The sequence below is a fragment of the Variovorax sp. SRS16 genome (genome assembly GCF_901827165.1).
Taxonomy (GTDB): Bacteria; Pseudomonadota; Gammaproteobacteria; order Burkholderiales; family Burkholderiaceae_C; genus Variovorax.
Window position 1 is genome coordinate 986,538 of the sequence record NZ_LR594666.1, and the last position, 18,005, is coordinate 1,004,542.

Genomic DNA, 18,005 nt, shown 5'->3' on the forward strand with positions numbered 1-18,005 from the left:
GTCTCAACCCTTTCGGCCGAAGCGGCCCAGCATACGCGTGAACGCGTTGCCGCGCGGTGCCTGTGCCGGCGCGCTTTCGTCGACAGCCTGCGCCTGCACGGGGGCGCCGGTGGGCACGGCCAGCTGTCCCAGGCTCTCGAACACGTAACGGCGCGGCTCGACGCGAAAGCCCAGTGCCTGCTCGGCCTGCTGGAGCACCCGCATCGTCAGCAGCGAGTCGCCGCCGAGGTCGAAGAAGTTGTCGCTGGTGCGCAGGTCGTTCACGTCGATGCCGAGCACGCTGGCCCAGACCTGCGCCAACTGCGCCTGTTCGGGCAGCAGCAGTTGCTGCGGCTGGGCCTGGCGCGCGGCCTGCACCGTGGCGGCCGCCTCGGCCTGCTCCGGCGTTTCGGTGGCGGCCAGATGCTGCAGATAGGCGGCGCTCGCCGATCCCATCGGTGCCACGATGGCCTCGACGCTGTCGTCGGGCCGCTGCGCCACGGTCTGGAGCAATTCGATGAAGCGCTCCTTGAAAGCCGCACCCGTTTCCGCCTTGTAGATGTCGGCGTTGTAGGTGACCGCGCCTTCGATGCCGGTCGGCTTGTCCATCAGCCAGAGGCCGAGATCGTCGGTCGCGCCCTGCTGCAGCAGGTGCATCTGGCGGTCGCGCAGGTTCCCGATGGCGGAGGGCCGCTCGCGCGCATCCTGGAACGAGAACAGCGCCTGGTAGAGGCCGACGCCCTGGGCACGCTCGACGAAGGCCGGCTCGGTGGCCAGGCGCTCGAAGGGCACCTGCTGGTAGTTCATGATCGACAGCAGTTCCTGCTTGAGATAGTGCATGAACTCGCCGAAGCGCAGCGAGCGGTCGATCTGGAAGGACAGCGGCAGGATGTTGTTGAAGAAGCCCATCACCGACTCGGTCTCCGGCGCCTCGCGGCCGCGCACCGGTGTCGCGATGACGATGGCGCGCGTCTCGATGACGCTGCCCATCATCAGCGTGTAGACGCCGAGCGTCAGCATGTTCAGCGTGACGTCGTGGCCGCGCGCGACCTCGCGCAGCCGTTCGGCCAGCGTCTTGTCGATCTCGATGCGGTGCGTGCCGCCCTGGCCGCTCATGCCGGCGCGGCGCGGCATGTCGGTGCGCGGCGCCTTGGCCGGCGGTGCATGGGCGAAGCGATCGTTCCAGTAGCGCAGCTGTTCCTGGTATTCCGGCGACTCGAGCCAGCGGGCATACCACTCGGCGTAGTCGCCATGGCTCACCGCCGGCTCGGGCAGTCCGTGCGGCTCGCCGCGCACCAGCGCGCCGTAGATCACCGACAGCTCGCTCTGCAGCAGGTCGAAGGACCAGCCGTCCCAGATCAGGTGGTGCGGCACGAAGACGAAGGCATGGTCGTCGTCCGCGACCTTGAACAGCGCCGCATGGAACAGCGGCCCGCGATGGATGTCGATCGGCCGGTCGGCCACCTCCTGCATCTGCTGTTGCAGCGCGGCCTCGCGCTCGCCGGCCGGGATGCCGCTGAGGTCGATCAGCGGCATGTCGAGCACGACCTGGTCGCTGATCAGCGCGGCGGGTTCGCCGGTGGCCGGGTCGGTGCCGAAGAAGGTGCGCAGGGCGCTCTGGCGGCGGATGATCTCGCGCAGCGCTTCCTCGAACTTCGGCAGGTCCAGCGAGCCGCCGAGCCGGTGCGCGGAGGGCGCGTTGTAGACCGGCCGTCCCGGGTGCAGCTCCTCGATGAAGCGGATGCGCTCCTGCATCGGCGTGAGCGGCGCGCTGCGCCGATCGGCGCGATGCGGGATCGCTTCGGCGCGCGGCGCGTTGCTGCGCTGCAGGCCTTCGATGGCCGCGGCCAGCCGTTCGGCGGTGGGTGCCTCGAACAGCACGCGCAGCGGCAGCTTGATCTCGAAGGCGCCGCCGAGCTGTGTCGCCAGCCGCGCCGCCAGCAGCGAATGGCCGCCGAGCGCGAAGAAATCGTCGCGGATGCCGAGGCCCGGCAGGTTGAGCACGCGCTCCATGGTCTCCAGCACGATGCGCTCGCGATCGTCGCGCGGCGCCAGGCGTTCCGCCGCCTCCTGCCGCGTCGCGTTCGGCTTGGGCAGCGCCTTGCGGTCGATCTTGCCGTTGGGCAGCTGCGGCAGCGCGTCGAGCACGACCACGTGCTGCGGCACCATGTACTGCGGCAGCCGCGCGCGCAGACGGCGATCCAGTTCGGCCAGATCGATCGTCGCGCCGGCCACCGGCGCCACATAGGCCACCAGGCGCACATCGCCCGGCTGGTCCTCGCGCGTGACGACCACGCTGCGCGCCACGCCGGGCGCTTCGTTGCAGCCGGCCTCGATCTCGCCGAGCTCGATGCGGTAGCCGCGAACCTTGACCTGGAAGTCGAGCCGGCCCATGTGTTCCAGCAGGCCGTCGTTGCGCCAGCGGCCGCGGTCGCCGGTGCGATACAGCAGCGCGCCCTGGCCGCCCCACGGATCGGCGATGAAGCGTTCCGCCGTCAGCTCGGGCCGTTCGAGGTAGCCGAGCGTCACGCCCTGGCCGCCGATGCAGATCTCGCCGGGCACGCCGACCGGGCAGCGCTGGCCCTGCTCGTCGAGGATCCAGACGGTGGTGTTGGCGATCGGTCGGCCGATCGAGACGCCGCGCCGCGCCACCTGGGTCGCGTCGACGCGCCACAGCGTCGACCAGATGGTGGTCTCGGTCGGACCGTACATGTTCCACACTTCGCCGCAGCGGCCGAGCAGCAGCTGCGCGAGGTCGGCGGGCAGGCTCTCGCCGCCCACCAGCGCCTTGAAGCCGAAGGTGCCGCGCCATTGCGCGTCGAGCAGCAGGCGCCAGGCGCCCGGCGTGGCCTGCATCATGGTCACGCCGCAGCCTTCGACCAGGCTGCGCAGCGCATCGCCGTCCATGGTGGTCTCGCGCGGCACCAGCACTACTTGCGCGCCGACTGTCAGCGGCAGCATCAGCTCGAGCACGGCGATGTCGAAGGACAGCGTCGTCACCGCGGCGAGGCGGTCGTCGATCTCGATGCCGGGTTCCGCGCGCATGCTCTGCAGGAAGTTCGCGACCGCGCGATGCGGCACGCAGACGCCCTTGGGCTTGCCGGTCGAGCCGGAGGTGTAGATCACGTAGGCGCTGTCCTCGGGCTGCGCATCCTGCGCGCCGGGTGCGGGCGGGGTCGCGGGCTGCGCGAGCCAGTCGGCGTCCAGGTCCAGGCGCAGCACGCGTTCGGCCGCATCGGCGCGCCAGCCGACGGGTGCGGCGGCGATCGTCGAGGTGGTCAGCAGCAGGCCCAGCTTCGCATCCTCGGCGTAGTAGTCGAGGCGTGCCTGCGGGAACGCGGGGTCGAGCGGCACGTAGGCTGCGCCGCTCTTCAGCACCGCCAGCAGCGCGACCATCATGTCCAGGCCGCGGTCCAGGCACAGGCCGACCAGCTCGCCGCGGCCCATGCCGCGCGCGCGCAGGGCGTGGGCCAGGCGGTTGGAACGCTCGTCGAGTTCGCGATAGCTCAGGCGCTCGTCGCCGTGGCGCAATGCGATGCGCTCGGGCTGCGCGGCGGCGCAGGCGACGAAGCCCGCGTGCATCAGCGCGTCGCCGTCCAGCGGCGTGGCGGCCGGCTGCAGGGCAGCGACGGCGAGCGCTTCGCGCTCCGGCAGCACGTCGAGCCGGCCGACGCCTTGGGCCGGATCGCGCACCGCGGCGCGCAACAGGCTTTCGTACATGCCGAGCCAGCGCCTGACCGTGGCGTCGTCGAACAGGTCGGTGTTGTACTGGGCCTCGATGCGCATGCCATCGGCCACCGGCGTGATGTTGAGGAAGAGTTCGAAGTTCTCGTAGCGCCGTCCGATGCTGCTTTGCTCGACGTCCAGATCGGGGAAGGTGCTGGCGTTCGCCGAGGTCGAGCTGTCGACGTTGAACAGCACGCTCACCAGCGGCAGTCGGCTGGGATCGCGCGCCACCGGCAGCTTCTTGAGCAGCGAGCCGTAGGTCAGCGTCTGATGCTCGAAGGCGTCGAGCAAGAGACTGCCGGCCTGCCGCGAGAGCGCGTCGAAGGGGGTCTGCGGATCGACCGCCACGCGGATCGGCAGCAGGTTGACGCAATGGCCCACGAGGCTCGGCATGTCGCTCGGCATCTGGCCGGCGGCCGCGATGCCGATCACCAGCTCGTCCTGCGCGGTCAGGCGGTGCAGGGTCGCGGCGAAGCCGCTGAACAAGGCGGCGAACAGGCTGGTGCCGGATGCAGCGCCGACCTTGCGCAGCCCGTCGACCAGCTCGCGGTCCAGCAGATGATCGATGCGCAACGAGTTGAAGGTGCGCACTGGCGGACGCGGATGATCGACCGGCAGTTCCATCACCGGCAGGCTGCCGCCCGCGAAGCGCGACAGCCAGTAGTCGGTATGCGCCTGCATCGCGGGGCCGGAGGCTTCCTCCGCCTCCCACGCCGCGTAGTCCGAATACTGCGCCGCCGGCTCGAGGCCCGGCCCGGCACCGATCTGCTCGGCGTAGAGCTGTCCCAGGTCCTGGCTGACAACGCCCCACGACCAGCCGTCGCAGACGGCATGGTGGGCGGTCATCACGAGCAGGTAGTCGATGCTCGACAACTGATAGAGGCTGGCACGAAAGAGCGGACCCTGTTCGAGCAGGAAAGGGTTCTGCACCGCAGCCACGCTGTCCTCGTCGAGCCGGCGCTTCTGCGCGGCCGGATCGAGCGCGCGCAGATCGTGCTCGATCAGCTGCAGCGGCGTGGCTTCGCCGATCAGGAATTGCGTGCCGTCCGGCGAGATGGTGGAGCGCAGCGATTCATGGCGTTCGATCAGGCGATCGAGCGCGTTGGCCAGCGCGCGCGTGTCCAGCGTGCCGCGCAGACGCAGCTGCAGCGACTCGTTGTAGGCGAGCGATGCTTCCGGGCTCAGGCGGTCGCCGAGCCAGACTTCGCGCTGCGCTTCGGTCGTCGAGACGATCCGCTCGATCGCGCCCGACTCGAACGGGTCGAACGCGTCGTTGGCTTGCTCGGCAGGAGAAATGGCGACGGCTTCGGTCATGCTTGGTACTTGGTGAATTTACCCTGTGCCTTGGGGTCCGGTACGAACCAGGCGGGCTGGCCATCCCGATCGCGGCCCAGCCGCGCGTCGGGCGCCGGCGGATGAGAGGCATCGAAGGCCGGCTGGGTCACGGCACGGCGCGGCAGCAGCTCGGCTTCCTGCATCTCGGCCACCGATTCCTTGAAGGCCGACTTGATGGTCGCGATGTCCTGCTGCGTGTGCGCCGTCGTCATGAAGCAGGGGAAGTTGTCCAGGATGTGCACGCCGCGGCTGCGCATCATGGCGAACAGCAGATCCTGCAGCGGATGGTCCTCGAGCCAGGTCACGCGCCACAGCGACGAGAAGTAGCGGATCTCGAGCGGCGCACCGACCTCGCGGCAGAAGGCGGTCAGTTCGTCGGCCATCGCCGCGGTGTGCAGGTTCAGCGTCTGCTGCAGCGCGCCGTTGTCGCGCTTGAGGTGTTCGAGCGAGGCCTTGGCGGCCGACAGGGCCAGCGGATGGCGAACGAAGGTGCCGGCGAAATAGGTCACGCCCACCGTCGGCATCGAGTCGTCGCCGTACTGCCAGGCGCCGCCGTCCAGCGCGTCCATGTAGGCGCGCTTGCCGGCGACCACGCCGACCGGAAAGCCGCCGCCGATCACCTTGCCGTAGCAGGCCAGGTCGGCGCGGATGCCGAACAGCGCCTGGGCACCGCCGAGGTCGCAGCGAAAGCCGGTGATGACCTCGTCGAAGATCAGGCAGGTGTCGGATTTCTCGGTGATGGCGCGCAGCTCGCGCAGGAATTCGCGCGGCTGGAAATCGGGGCGGCGGCTCTGCACCGGCTCGACCAGCACCGCAGCCAGGTCGTCGGCGTGGTCGCGGATGAACTGCAGCGATTCCGGCGTGCCGTAATCGAGCACGCGGATCTCGCCGAACATGCCCTGCAGCACGCCCGGCGCGGCCGACATGCCCTTGCCGCCGCGGCCGGCGCGCACCAGCACCTCGTCGAAGGTGCCGTGGTAGGAACCGGTGAACATGATGACGGTGCTGCGACCGGTGACGGTGCGGGCGATGCGCATCGCCGCCATCACTGCCTCGGAGCCGGTGTTGCACAGGCCGACGCGGTCGAAGCCGGTGATGTCGCAGACCAGCTCCGAAACGTCGGCGGCGAGCGGATGCATCGGGCCGATCTCGTAGCCGCGGTCGAGCTGGGCGCGCACCGCCTCGTTGACGAAGTCGGGCTGCCAGCCGAACAGGTTCATGCCGAAGCCGTTGAGCACGTCGACGTACTCGTTGCCGTCGATGTCCCAGAGCCTCGAACCCTTGGAGCGCTCGACCACGATCTGGTAGGTGATTTCCTTGGTCGCGGGGCGGAAGCCGTTGACCACGCGCGGGTCGGCCATCTGCGGGCGATGCTTCTCGGTGAAGGCCTTGCTGGCAGCAGTGCGCTCGGTGTAGCGGCGAATGAAGGCCGCGAGCCGCGCCTTCTGGCGTTCGGTCGGTTCCTTGCTCTGCGTGTGGATGCGCGCGATGGCGCCGAAGGCCTTCTTGACGTCGTACTTCGGCGCTGCGACCGGTGGCTCCTCGGCGGCCGGTGCGGGGGATGTGGACGCCGTGGCCGCGGCGGTGGCCATGGGCGTGGGTTGCTCCACCGCCGGCGCCGGCAGCACGGGGCTGACCGGTACCGTCGGCACCGCCGACAGCAATGCGAGTTGCTGCTGCATCAATTGCATCTGTTGTGCGATCACCTGCTGCACCAGGCTGCCGTTGGCCGGCGCGATCGCCGCCATGGGCTGGACCGTCGCGAGCGGTGCCGAGACGGCGACTTGCGGCGCGGCGGCCATCGGCGCGGCGACGGCCATCGCGACAGGCGCCGGTACTGCGGCGGGCACTGCTGCGATCGGGTCCGGCGGCAAGGTGGCATCGAGGAATTCCGCCAGCGCGTCGAAGCTGCGGTAGCTTTCCATCAGCTGCCGGAAGCTCAGGTTGACCTTGAAGTGCTTCTTGACCTGGATCGCGGCCTGGGTGAGGGTGAGCGAGTCGAGTCCGATCTCGACGAAGGGCGATGCGCCGCCGACGCCGGCCATGTCGATGCCCGAGAGGTTCTCGAACAGATCGCGCAGGCGGTTGACGAGCGAGGCGCGGCGCGCGGGCAGTGCACCCGGTGCAGGGGCGGCGGAAACGGCGGCAGTCATTGTCAACTCCGGAATCGATGGGGACGAGGGCATGGAAGTGGCAGGCGCGGGAGCGGCAGGCTGCGCCGGGGCCGACGCGATGTCGACCCAGAAGCGCTTGCGCTCGAAGGGGTAGGTGGGCAGTTGCAGGCGGTGCTTGCGTGCGCGCACGTCGAGCAGCGAAAGGTCCGGGTCCAGCCCGAGCGTCCAGAGGCGGCCCGCGGCAAGACGCCAGGCGGCGCGCTCCTGGTCGGGGCGATCGCCCAGCAGCGACACGGCGCTGATGGTGCGCTGCCTCGATGCGTGCTGGCGCACCAGCGTCGCGAGCGTGTTGCGCGGACCCAGTTCGATGAACAGCGGATGATCGATTTCGCCGAGCACGCTCTGCACCGCCGGCGCGAAACGCACCGTCTCGCGCAGATGGCGCGACCAATAGGCCGGGTCGATGGCCTCGTCAGCGCTGAGCAGCCGACCGGTCAAGGTCGAGAAGATCGGCAGCGCCGGCGCCGACAGCGGCACCTGGCGGACCAGCGCTTCGAAGGGCGCCACGGCGCCGTCCATCATCACGGAATGGAAGGCGTGCGAGGTCTGCAGCAGCTTGGCGGCGACGCCCGCCGCTTCGAGCTGCTGGCGGAACTGCTCGATCAGCGGCGCCGGGCCGGCGGCCACGCAGGCGCTCGGTCCGTTCTCCGCCGCGAGGGAGATGCCGTCGGGCAGCTGCTTGGCGAGCTCGGCTGCCGGCATCCGGACCGACAGCATGTCGCCCTCGGGCATGGCCTGCATCAGGGCGCCGCGTTGGGCCACCAGCCGGGCGGCATCGCGCAGGCCCATCACGCCGGCCAGCACCGCGGCGGCGAACTCGCCCACGCTGTGGCCGACCAGCGCTGCCGGCTGGATGCCGAGCGCTTGCAGCTGGCGCGCGAGCGCGTACTCGATCGCGAAGGTGGCGGGCTGGGTGACCGAGGTCGGCTTGAGCGCGCCGTCGTCGTCCGAGAACATGCGCTCGCGCAGGTCGAAGGGCAGCACGCCGTCGAAGGCCTGCAGGCACTCGTCGAAGGCCTGGCGGAACACGGCCTCGTTCGCGTACAGCGCGCGACCCATGCCGGCGTACTGCGCGCCCTGGCCGGGGAACATGAAGACCGCGCGCGGCACCCAGGCCGCGATCTCGCCGGCGGCGCGCATCGGATGGCCGTCGGCGCGCAGCGCCTGCACGGCCTCGTCGACGCTGCCGGCGACGACGCAGGCACGGTGTGCGAAGGACTTGCGCCCGACGCGCAGCGTGTGCGCGACGTCCGCGAGCGAGACATCGGGCCACGCCTGCAGATGCCCGGCCAGGCGCGACGCGGCGGCCGACAGCGCCGTGGTCGTGCGCGCCGAGAGTTGCAGCAGCTGCGGTCCCGCACCGGCATCCGACGGCGCGATCAGCGGCGCTTCCTCGACGATGACGTGCGCATTGGTGCCGCCGACGCCGAAGGAGCTCACGCCGGCGCGGCGCGGTGCCGCGGCGCGCGGCCAGCTTTGCAGCCGGTCGTTGACGCGGAACGGGGTCGACGCGAAATCGATCGCCGGATTGGGCGCGCTGAAATTCACCGACGGCGGAATCGCCTGTTCGCGCAGCGCGAACGCGGTCTTGATGAGGCCGGTGGCGCCCGAGGCCGCCACGAGGTGGCCGATGTTGCTCTTGACCGAGCCGATGGCGCAGAAGCCGGTGTCGCGGGTCTGGGCCGCATAGGCCTTGGTCAGCGCCGCGATCTCGATCGGATCGCCCATCGGCGTCGCGGTGCCGTGCGTCTCGACGTAGGAGATGCTGCGCGCGTCGACGCCCGCCGAGGCCAGCGCCGCGGTGACCACGCGCGCCTGGCCGTCGATGCTGGGTGCGGTGAAGCTGGCCTTGACGGCGCCGTCGTTGTTGATCGCGGCACCGCGCAACACCGCGTGGATCGGATCGCCATCGGCGATCGCGGCCGACAGGCGCTTGAGCAGCACGACGGCCGCGCCGTCGCTGAAGACCGTGCCTTGCGCGCCGGCATCGAAGGCGCGCGTGTGGCCGTCGGGCGAGAGCATGGCGCCCTCTTCGTAGAGGTAGCCGCTGCGCGGCGGGCAGGTCACCGAGGCCGCGCCGGCGAGCGCCATGTCGCATTCGCCGTGGCGGATCGCCGCGAAGGCCTGCGCCACCGCCACCAGCGAGGTCGAGCAGGCCGTGTGCACGCTGATCGCGGGGCCGGTCAGGTTCAGCCGGTGGGCCACGCGGGTGGCGATGAAGTCCTTGTCGTTGGCCAGGTTGACGGGCAGCTCGCCCAGCTGCTCGATCAGGTCGGCGCGGGGCAGCAGATGGCGATGCAGGTAGGTGCTGCCGTACATGCCGGCATAGACGCCGACCGGACCCGGGGTCGCGTCCGGTACGTAGCCGCCGCGTTCGAGGCATTCCCAGCAGAGCTCGAGAAACAGGCGCTGCTGCGGATCCATGACCTCGGCCTCCCGGGGGCCGATGCCGAAGTGCGCGGCATCGAACATCTCGATGCCGTCCACCACGCCGCGTGCCCGCACATAGGCGGGATCGGCGCGCAGCGCGGCGCTGACCGAGGGGTCGAGCGCATCGTCCGAGAAGAAGGTGATGGACTCGCGGCCTGCGCGCAGGTTGTCCCAGAACTGTTCCACGTCCGCGGCGCCCGGAAAGCGACCGGCCATCGCGATGATGGCCACCGGCTCCAGCGCATCGGCTGGCGAAGCCTTCGTGCGCGCGGCCGTGGCGGGCTCGACCGGCTCGCCGAGCGCTTGCGCCAGCGCCCTGGGGGTGGGCTCGTGGAAGAAATCGATCACGCCCAGCTTGCGCGAGCCCGCGTGGGCGAGCTTCTCCAGCGCGCGGATCACGGCCAGCGAGGTGCCGCCCAATTCGAAGAAGTTGTCGAACACGCCGGCACGGTCGATGTCCAGCACGTCGGCGAATACCTGGCACACCTGCGTTTCGAGCGGCGTCGAGGGTTCTTGAAACGGCGCAGCCAGTTCGGGCCGCTCGCGCGGCGGCGCCGGCAGCGCGCGGCGGTCGAGCTTGCCGTTTTCGGTGAGCGGCAAGGCCGGCAGGTCGACGAAGGCGGCCGGGAGCATGAACTGCGGCAGGTCCCGCGCCAGGTGGGCGCGCAGCGCCGGGCCGGCGATGCGCGCCGAGCTCGGCACGACATAGGCCACGAGTCGTGCCTCGCCGCCGCCGTGATCGGTGCGCGCGATCACCGCGCATTCGCGCACGCCGGGATGCCGCAGCAGCAGGTTCTCGATCTCGTCGGTCTCGATGCGAAAGCCGCGGATCTTGACCTGATGGTCCATCCGGCCCAGGCATTCGATGTCGCCGTCCGCATCGGCCCGGCCGAGATCGCCTGAGCGGTAGGCGCGCAGCGTTTCGCCGGTGGCCGGATCGGTCCAGTCGATGAAGCGTTGCGCACTCAGTTCGGGACGCCGCAGATAGCCGTTGCTCACGCCGGCGCCGCTGACGACGATCTCGCCCGTTTCGCCCGCGGCCACCGGCTTCAGGTCTTCGCCCAGCAGGTGGATGCGCAGGTCCGGGATCGGTCGGCCGATCATGCTGCCGCGACGTTGCTCCAGGTCCTGCAGCGACACCGGGCGATAGGTCACGTGGACCGTCGTTTCCGTGATCCCGTACATGTTGATCAACTGCGGCCGGACATCGCCATGACGCTCGTACCAGGGGCGAAGCATCTCGAAGGCGAGCGCCTCGCCGCCGAAGATCACGTAGCGCAGGCTGAGCGCGTCGGATGCCAGCGCCGAGCGGCGGTCGGCGTCGATCAGGGACCGGAAGGCGGAAGGCGTCTGGTTGAGGACCGTGACCTTTTCGCGCACCAGCAGATCGAGGAAGTCGGCGGGCGAGCGCGTGGTCGCATAGGGCACCACCGCGACCCGGCCGCCATAGGCCAGCGCACCCCAGATTTCCCAGACCGAGAAATCGAAGGCATGCGAATGGAAGAAGGTCCAGACATCGTCCGGCCCGAAGCCGTACCAGGCATCCGTCGCATCGAACAGGCGCGCCACATTGGCATGCGTGACGAGGCAGCCCTTGGGCCGGCCGGTGGAGCCCGAGGTGTAGATCACGTAGGCGATGGCCTCGGGGTCGGCGCTGCCGATATCCGCCGAGTCTTCGCTGGCGAGCGTTTCGTCATCGACCCGCAGCACGGGCAGGTTCGCCGCCGGAATGGCCGCCGCATTGGCGGAGTGCGTCAGCATCGCGACCGGGCGAGCGTCTTCCAGTGTGAATTCGATCCGCTCCGCGGGGTACTCGAGGTCGATGGGGAGATAGGCGCTTCCCGACTTGAGGATGGCGAGCAGGCCCACCACCATCTCGATGGACCGGTCCATGCCGATGGCGATCAGCCGATCCCGGCCGGCGCCGGCGCGCTGCAGACGCCGCGCCAGCTGGTTGGCACGGCGGTTCAGCTGCTGGTAGGTGATCGAAATGTCGTTGCAGGAGACGGCGATGGCATTCGGGGTCGCCGCCGCGCGAAGCGCAACGCGTTGGTGTATGGGTATGAATGCAGTCACCACGAGATCCCTTTCACCACCAGCACCCATTGACGCAACATGATGTGTCCATGTGCGAATTTAATAACAAAGCAGTCACCCAGCCATCCCGCTTGGATATTGCTCAATGACCCCTCGAAACGCCACCTGCCGAAAGTCATGCCGGCAGGCATATATCCCACGATCGGGCCGGCAACATCAGATGCACTTGGTTGCGATTGCGTGCTTGACAAAGCCGGCGGCGAAGACTTGATTGTGCCTAGATTTTTGAAATTTGAATACAAAAAGCTGACATTGATTGTGAGTTTGAGCGCAGAACTTCATTGAAAAAGTTCCATCTTCCGCCGCAGTCGAGCAGAGGCGCTCAGGCCGTGGCTTCGTCGAGCGCGTCGCCGCCGAGATGACCGGTGTCGGCCCAGCCCACCAGGGTGAGCCCTTGCGGCGTCCAGAGCAGGCGGTTGATGGCCGCGTTGCCCAGATCCCAGGTGCGAGGCGCCTGGAGTTCCTGTCCTGTCGCGGCGCGGTAGAGCACGTCCATCACGCCGCCGTGGGCGACCAGGACCACCAGCGCGCCGGCATGGCGGGCGGCGAGTTGCGCGGCGATCGATGTCACGCGGTCCCGAAATACCAGCAGGGACTCGCCGCCTGCCGGCGTGAACTCGGGGTCGCGGGTTCGCCAGAGCCGGGCCTGGGCCGGCAGGTTGGCATCGATGTCGGCGAAGGTGCGGCCCTCGAACAGGCCGAAGGCCCGTTCCCGCAACCCCCGTTCGGCCACCACGTCGATGCGGTGGGGCCGGGCGATTTCGAGGGCGGTCTGCCAGGCGCGCGCGAGGTCGCTGGCGTAGATTGCGGCGATCGGTTCGTCTTCGAGGGCCTGCCCGACGCGCCGGGCCTGCCAGAGGCCGGTTTCATTGAGGCCGATGTCCAACTGCCCCTGGATGCGGGCGTCGACATTCCAGGCGGTTTCGCCGTGGCGCACGGCAATCAGTCGGGTGGCCTCCATCCGCGGGAATTCTAGGGCCCGGCCTGCACGTTGCGCCGGTCCTAGAGTTGCACGATGCGCAGCGCCGACGGCGCCGGGAACTCGGGCGCATCGAATGCCTTGTCGCCCTCGGCGTCGGCCACGCCCGTCGCCTTGAGACCCTTGAAATCGAAGGACGCTCCATCGAGCAGATGCGACGGCACCACGTTCTGCAGCGCATTGAACATGTTCTCGACGCGGCCCGGGTGCTTGCGCTCCCATTCGCGCAGCATCTCGCCGACCTGCTTGCGCTGCAGGTTCTCCTGGCTGCCGCAGAGCGTGCAGGGAATGATCGGGAATTCGCGGTGCTGCGCCCAGCGCACGAGGTCCTTCTCGGCCACGTAAGCCAAGGGCCGGATCACGATGTGCCGGCCGTCGTCGCTCACCAGCTTGGGCGGCATCGACTTCAGCTTGCCGGCGAAGAACATGTTGAGAAAGAAGGTCTGCAGCATGTCGTCGCGATGGTGGCCGAGCGCGACCTTGGTGGCGCCGAGTTCGTCCGCCACGCGGTACAGGATGCCGCGGCGCAGCCGGCTGCACAGGCCACAGGTGGTCTTGCCTTCGGGGATCACGCGCTTGACGATCGAGTAGGTGTCCTGCTCCTCGATGTGGAAGGGCACGCCGAGCGCGCGCAGGTAGCCGGGCAGCACGTCTTCCGGAAAGCCGGGCTGCTTCTGGTCGAGATTGACTGCCACGATGTCGAAGTGGATCGGCGCCCGCGCCCGCAGCTTCAGCAGGATGTCGAGCAGCGCATAGCTGTCCTTGCCGCCCGAGACGCAGACCATGACCTTGTCGCCGTCCTCGACCATGTTGTAGTCGACGATCGCGCGGCCGACCTCGCGGCACAGGCGCTTCTCGAGCTTGTGCGTCTCGCGCTCGATCTTCAGCTTGCCGTCCGCGGGCGCCGGCGGCTCGTCGATCCATACCGCACTCATCATTTGCTCCTGAAGACTTCGACGCCGACCGCTTCGCAGTCGGGATACACGTCCGGCTTGGCCGTCGACACCCGCGCCGCCTGCACCTTCGGATGCGCCAGCACCTGCGTGAGGATGTCGTCGCACAGCGTTTCCTGCAAGTGGATGTGGCCCTTGCTCAGGCGGGTCGCGACGGTGCGGCGGATGAAGTCGTAGTCGACCACTTCATCGAGTTCGTCGGCCTTCGGCGTCGAGATGTCGAGCGGCACGTAGAGATCGACGTTGATGATCACGCGCTGCTCCGCGCGCTTCTCGAATTCGTGCACGCCGATGTTGATCCAGACCTCGTAGTCGCGCAGGAACACGCGCCGGCAGGACAGCAGCAAGGGATCGAGGGCAGCAGTGGTCATGGGATGGATGCTTTCAACAGGTCGTCGACGACGAACATGACGTCGCGTTCGAGCGGCACCAGGTGCTGGCCGTTGTCGACGCAGAGGGTGGTCCCGGTCACGCTGGGCGTGCCGGCGAGGAAGACGCAGGTTCGCGCGACATCGGCCGGATCGATCGGCCGGCGCATCAGGTTGACGCGCGCCGCTTTCGCGAAGTTGGCTTCATTCTGCGGGCCGCTGGTGAAAAGGATGCCCGGTGCCACGCCGCACACGCGCACCGCCGGCGCCAGCGATTGCGCCTGCAGCGACACCGCGCGCTCGAGCGCCAGCTTGGACACCGTGTAGGAAAAGTAGTCCGGATTCAGGTTGTAGACCTTCTGGTCCAGGATGTGGATCGCCGAGCGGTCGATGCCGTCGCCCGCCGCCGCGCTGCGCGCGAGCAGCCGCGCGAACGAAAGCGGTGCCATCAGGTTCACGCCGAGCTGACGCAACGCGGCATCGGCATCGAAGTCCAGGCCGGTGTCGGGCTCGAAGGCCGAGGCGTTGTTGACGATGCATGCGAGCGCGCCGCCGGCCGTGGCCTGCGCCATCAACGCGCGCCGGCCTTCCTCGGTGCCGATGTCGGCTTCGACCGCGTTCGCGTCATGGCCTTCGCCGCGCAGGCGCTCGCACAGAGCCTCGGCCGGCGCACGCGAGGCGCGGTACTGGCACCACACGCGCCAGCCCGCGCGCGCGAAGGCCTCGCAGACCGCGGCGCCGAGCCGCTGGCCGCCGCCGGTCACGAGCACGCCGGGGCGTGGGGTCGATTCAGCCATCCTGATAGATTTCCGTCATGAACATGGAGCACGGCGCAACACGCGCCACCCCCTTGACCCGGATTATCGACGCCGCGCTGCAGCGCGACGGCGGGTGGATCTCTTTCGACCGCTTCATGGCGCTCGCGCTCTATGCGCCGGGTCTGGGCTATTACGCCAACGCAAGCCGCAAGTTCGGGCACATGCCGTCCTCCGGCAGCGACTTCGTGACCGCGCCCGAGCTCACGCCGCTGTTCGGCCGGACCCTGGCCGTGCAGGTGGCTGAGGCGCTGGACAAGACCGGCACCGATGAAGTCTGGGAGTTCGGCGCCGGTTCGGGCGCGCTGGCCCTGCAACTGCTCGATGCGCTCGGCGAACGCATCGCGCGCTATCGCATCGTCGATCTGTCGGGCTCGCTGCGCGAGCGGCAGCAGCAGACGCTCGCCGGGCATGCGGACAAGGTCGAATGGCTGGCCGAGCTGCCCGAGGCGATGCGCGGCGTGGTGGTCGGCAATGAGGTGCTCGATGCCATGCCGGTGCAACTGCTCGCACGCGCCGGCGGGCAATGGTTCGAGCGCGGCGTGATCCGGCAAGGCGACGGCTTCGCCTGGGAGGACCGTCCCACCGCGCTGCGCCCGCCGGTCGAGATCGAAGGCGCGCACGACTACCTGACCGAGATCCATCCGCAGGCCGAGGCTTTCATCGCCACGCTGGCGGATCGCCTGAAGCAGGGCGCGGCCTTCTTCATCGACTACGGTTTTCCGGAGGCCGAGTACTACCACCCGCAGCGCCACATGGGCACCGTGATGTGCCACCGCAGTCACGCGGCCGACGGCGATCCCCTGGCCGACGTCGGCGACAAGGACATCACGGCCCACGTGAACTTCACCGGCATCGCGCTCGAGGGCCAGAACGCCGGCTTCGAGGTGCTGGGCTACTGCAGCCAGGCGCGCTTCCTGCTCAATGCGGGGCTGCTGGAACCCATGGCGCAGGCCGCGCAGCCCGAGCGCATCTTGGCGGCGCGACTGGTGCACGAGCACGAGATGGGCGAGCTGTTCAAGGTGATCGGCTTCGCGGTCGGCGCGCCCTGGGACGCGGTCGGCTTTGCCGAGGGCGATCGCAGCCACACGCTGTGAAGCCCGAATAAGCTAGCAACGAACGGTTCGTTGGGAATCGGCGGCGCGCCTTCTACATTGTGCGGTTCGCCGCGTGCCCTTCGGGTGCGATGCGCCACGATGGACCGTCCGCATGCCCGCCCTTCTTTCTACAGATGCCCCGCCCCGCGCGTCGTCGCCGCAGCACTTCGAGCTGCGCCGCTTCGACGCGCCGGTCGGTGCCGAGGTCATCGGCCTCGACATCGCCAAGCCGATCGATGACGCCGAGTTCGCGCGCCTGCACCGCGCGCATCTCGATCACCACGTGCTGGTGTTCCGCGATCAGCGGATCACGCCGGCGCAGCACATCGCGTTCAGCCGGCGCTTCGGTCCGCTCGACATCCATGTGCTGCACCAGTTCCACCTCGAGGACCATCCCGAGATCCTGATCGTCTCCAACATCAAGAAGGACAACGGCGAGCCCCTCGGCCTCGGCGATGCCGGGGCCTACTGGCATTCGGACATCTCGTACAAGCCCGAGCCCAGCCTCGGCTCGCTGCTGCACGCGCAGGAGCTGCCGGGCGAAGGCGGCGACACGCTCTTTGCCGATCAGCATCTCGCGTGGGAGGCGCTCGCGCCCGCGCTGCAACAACGCATGCTGGGGCTCAAGGCCGAGCACAGCTATCTGGCCAAGTACGAAGCGCTGCGCGCGAAGAATCCATGGCGGCCGGCGCTCTCGCAGGCGCAGATCGACAAGGTCGCGCCGGCGGTGCATCCGGTCGTGCGCACCCATCCGGAAACGGGCCGCAAGGCGCTGTTCGTGAGCGAGCATTTCACGACCCGCATCCTTGGCCTGCCGCAGGACGAGGGCGATGCACTGCTGGCCGAGCTGTTCGCGCACAGCGTGAAGCCCGAGTTCGTGTACCGCCATCGGTGGGCGCCGCACGACCTCGTGTTCTGGGACAACCGCTCGCTCATGCACCTCGCGGCGGGCACGCCCGACGCACTGCGCCGCAAGCTCTACCGCACCACCGTCCGGGGCGATGCGCCCTTCTGATCGAACACCCCTCAAGCCAAGAACAATGAACCGTTTCACCCGCACCGCGAGCCTCTGGGTCGCCGCTGCCGCCCTGGCGCTCGGCACGCTCGCCGCCCATGCCGAAGGACGCATCCGCATTGCCGAGCAGTTCGGCGTCGTCTACCTGATGCTCAACGTCGCCCAGGACCAGAAGCTGATCGAGAAGCACGCCAAGGCGGCCGGCATCGACGCCCAGGTCGAATGGATCAAGCTGTCGGGCGGCTCCGCGGTCAACGATGCGCTGCTGTCGGGCAACATCGACATCGCGGGTGCCGGCGTCGGTCCGCTGCTCACGTTGTGGGACCGCACCCGCGGCAAGCAGAACGTGCGCGGCGTCGCTTCGCTGGGCAACTTTCCCTTCTACCTGGTGAGCACCAACCCGGCCGTGAAGAGCCTCGCCGACTTCGGCGACAAGGACCGCATTGCGCTGCCGGCCGTCGGCGTCTCGGTGCAGTCGCGCGTCCTGCAACTGGCGTCGGCCAGGCTCTGGGGTGACAAGGAATTCAACCGGCTCGACAGGATCAGCGTGACCCTGCCGCATCCCGACGCGGCGGCCGCCCTCATCAAGGGCGGCACCGAAATCAACGCGCATTTCGGCAACCCGCCGTTCCAGGAGCAGGAGCTTGCCGGCAACCCGAACGCGCACATCGTGCTCGACTCCTACCAGGTGCTCGGCGGCCCCGCGTCGGCGACCGTGCTGTATGCGGCCGAGAAGTTCCGCAACGAGAACCCCAAGACCTACCGCGCGTTCGTCGATGCGCTCGACGAGGCCGCGCAGTTCATTGCCGCGAATCCCGAGAAGGCGGCCGACCTCTACATCCGCACCAGCGACGCGAAGATCGATCGCACGCTGCTGCTCAGGATCATCAAGAACCCCCAAGTCCAGTTCAAGACGGCACCGCAGAACACCTACGCGCTGGCCGAGTTCATGCATCGCGTGGGCGCCATCCGCAACAAGCCGGCCTCGGTGAAGGACTATTTCTTCGACGACGTTCGCACCGCAGCAGGGAACTGAG

General features: G+C 68.9%; 9 protein-coding genes. 3 read left to right on the top strand and 6 right to left on the bottom strand.

The genetic code is table 11. The annotated features are described in order from the left end of the window. Positions 1 to 3 precede the first annotated feature (3 nt). The 6 genes from E5P2_RS04785 to E5P2_RS04810 form a co-directional block, all read right to left on the bottom strand. The gene (locus tag E5P2_RS04785) at positions 4 to 5,019 is read right to left on the bottom strand and encodes a non-ribosomal peptide synthetase (protein ID WP_162566011.1); all 5,016 of its coding nucleotides are present in this window, start codon (positions 5,017 to 5,019) and stop codon (positions 4 to 6) included. Further along, entirely contained in the window at positions 5,016 to 11,720 is a 6,705-nt protein-coding gene (locus E5P2_RS04790; RefSeq protein ID WP_232080579.1) for a polyketide synthase, read from the bottom strand. The genes E5P2_RS04785 and E5P2_RS04790 overlap by 4 nt, the downstream gene beginning before the upstream one ends. Positions 11,721 to 12,063: 343 nt before the next feature. Continuing rightward, on the bottom strand, positions 12,064 to 12,702 hold the full coding sequence (locus tag E5P2_RS04795) for a histidine phosphatase family protein (protein ID WP_162566013.1): 639 nt from the start codon (positions 12,700 to 12,702) through the stop codon (positions 12,064 to 12,066). A 41-nt stretch (positions 12,703 to 12,743) separates the two neighbouring features. Next, positions 12,744 to 13,655: a tRNA 2-thiocytidine(32) synthetase TtcA gene (gene ttcA / locus E5P2_RS04800; protein WP_162566014.1), complete on the bottom strand. Its 912-nt coding sequence runs from the start codon at positions 13,653 to 13,655 to the stop codon at positions 12,744 to 12,746. Further along, entirely contained in the window at positions 13,655 to 14,044 is a 390-nt protein-coding gene (locus tag E5P2_RS04805; RefSeq protein ID WP_162566015.1) for a dihydroneopterin aldolase, read from the bottom strand. Before E5P2_RS04805 ends, ttcA begins: the two co-directional genes overlap by 1 nt. Continuing rightward, complete coding sequence (locus E5P2_RS04810; protein ID WP_162566016.1) at positions 14,041 to 14,838, bottom strand: SDR family oxidoreductase; 798 nt, start codon at positions 14,836 to 14,838, stop codon at positions 14,041 to 14,043. Before E5P2_RS04810 ends, E5P2_RS04805 begins: the two co-directional genes overlap by 4 nt. Before the next feature lie 23 nt (positions 14,839 to 14,861). Between E5P2_RS04810 and E5P2_RS04815 the strand changes: the two genes are divergently transcribed. The 3 genes from E5P2_RS04815 (at position 14,862) to E5P2_RS04825 (ending at position 18,004) form a co-directional block, all read left to right on the top strand. After that, positions 14,862 to 15,953: a class I SAM-dependent methyltransferase gene (locus E5P2_RS04815; protein ID WP_443083545.1), complete on the top strand. Its 1,092-nt coding sequence runs from the start codon at positions 14,862 to 14,864 to the stop codon at positions 15,951 to 15,953. A 112-nt stretch (positions 15,954 to 16,065) separates the two neighbouring features. Continuing rightward, entirely contained in the window at positions 16,066 to 16,968 is a 903-nt protein-coding gene (locus E5P2_RS04820) for a TauD/TfdA dioxygenase family protein (RefSeq protein WP_162566018.1), read from the top strand. Between the two features lie 25 nt (positions 16,969 to 16,993). Then, complete coding sequence (locus tag E5P2_RS04825) at positions 16,994 to 18,004, top strand: ABC transporter substrate-binding protein (protein WP_162566019.1); 1,011 nt, start codon at positions 16,994 to 16,996, stop codon at positions 18,002 to 18,004. The last annotated feature ends 1 nt before the right edge of the window (position 18,005 follow it).

Coding starts and splice junctions, on each gene's coding strand:
- E5P2_RS04785 (WP_162566011.1), bottom strand. CDS start 5,019: ATGACCGAAGCCGTCGCCATTTCTCCTGCCGAGCAAGCCAACGACGCG.
- E5P2_RS04795 (WP_162566013.1), bottom strand. CDS start 12,702: ATGGAGGCCACCCGACTGATTGCCGTGCGCCACGGCGAAACCGCCTGG.
- ttcA (WP_162566014.1), bottom strand. CDS start 13,655: ATGAGTGCGGTATGGATCGACGAGCCGCCGGCGCCCGCGGACGGCAAG.
- E5P2_RS04805 (WP_162566015.1), bottom strand. CDS start 14,044: ATGACCACTGCTGCCCTCGATCCCTTGCTGCTGTCCTGCCGGCGCGTG.
- E5P2_RS04810 (WP_162566016.1), bottom strand. CDS start 14,838: ATGGCTGAATCGACCCCACGCCCCGGCGTGCTCGTGACCGGCGGCGGC.
- E5P2_RS04815 (WP_443083545.1), top strand. CDS start 14,862: ATGGAGCACGGCGCAACACGCGCCACCCCCTTGACCCGGATTATCGAC.
- E5P2_RS04820 (WP_162566018.1), top strand. CDS start 16,066: ATGCCCGCCCTTCTTTCTACAGATGCCCCGCCCCGCGCGTCGTCGCCG.
- E5P2_RS04825 (WP_162566019.1), top strand. CDS start 16,994: ATGAACCGTTTCACCCGCACCGCGAGCCTCTGGGTCGCCGCTGCCGCC.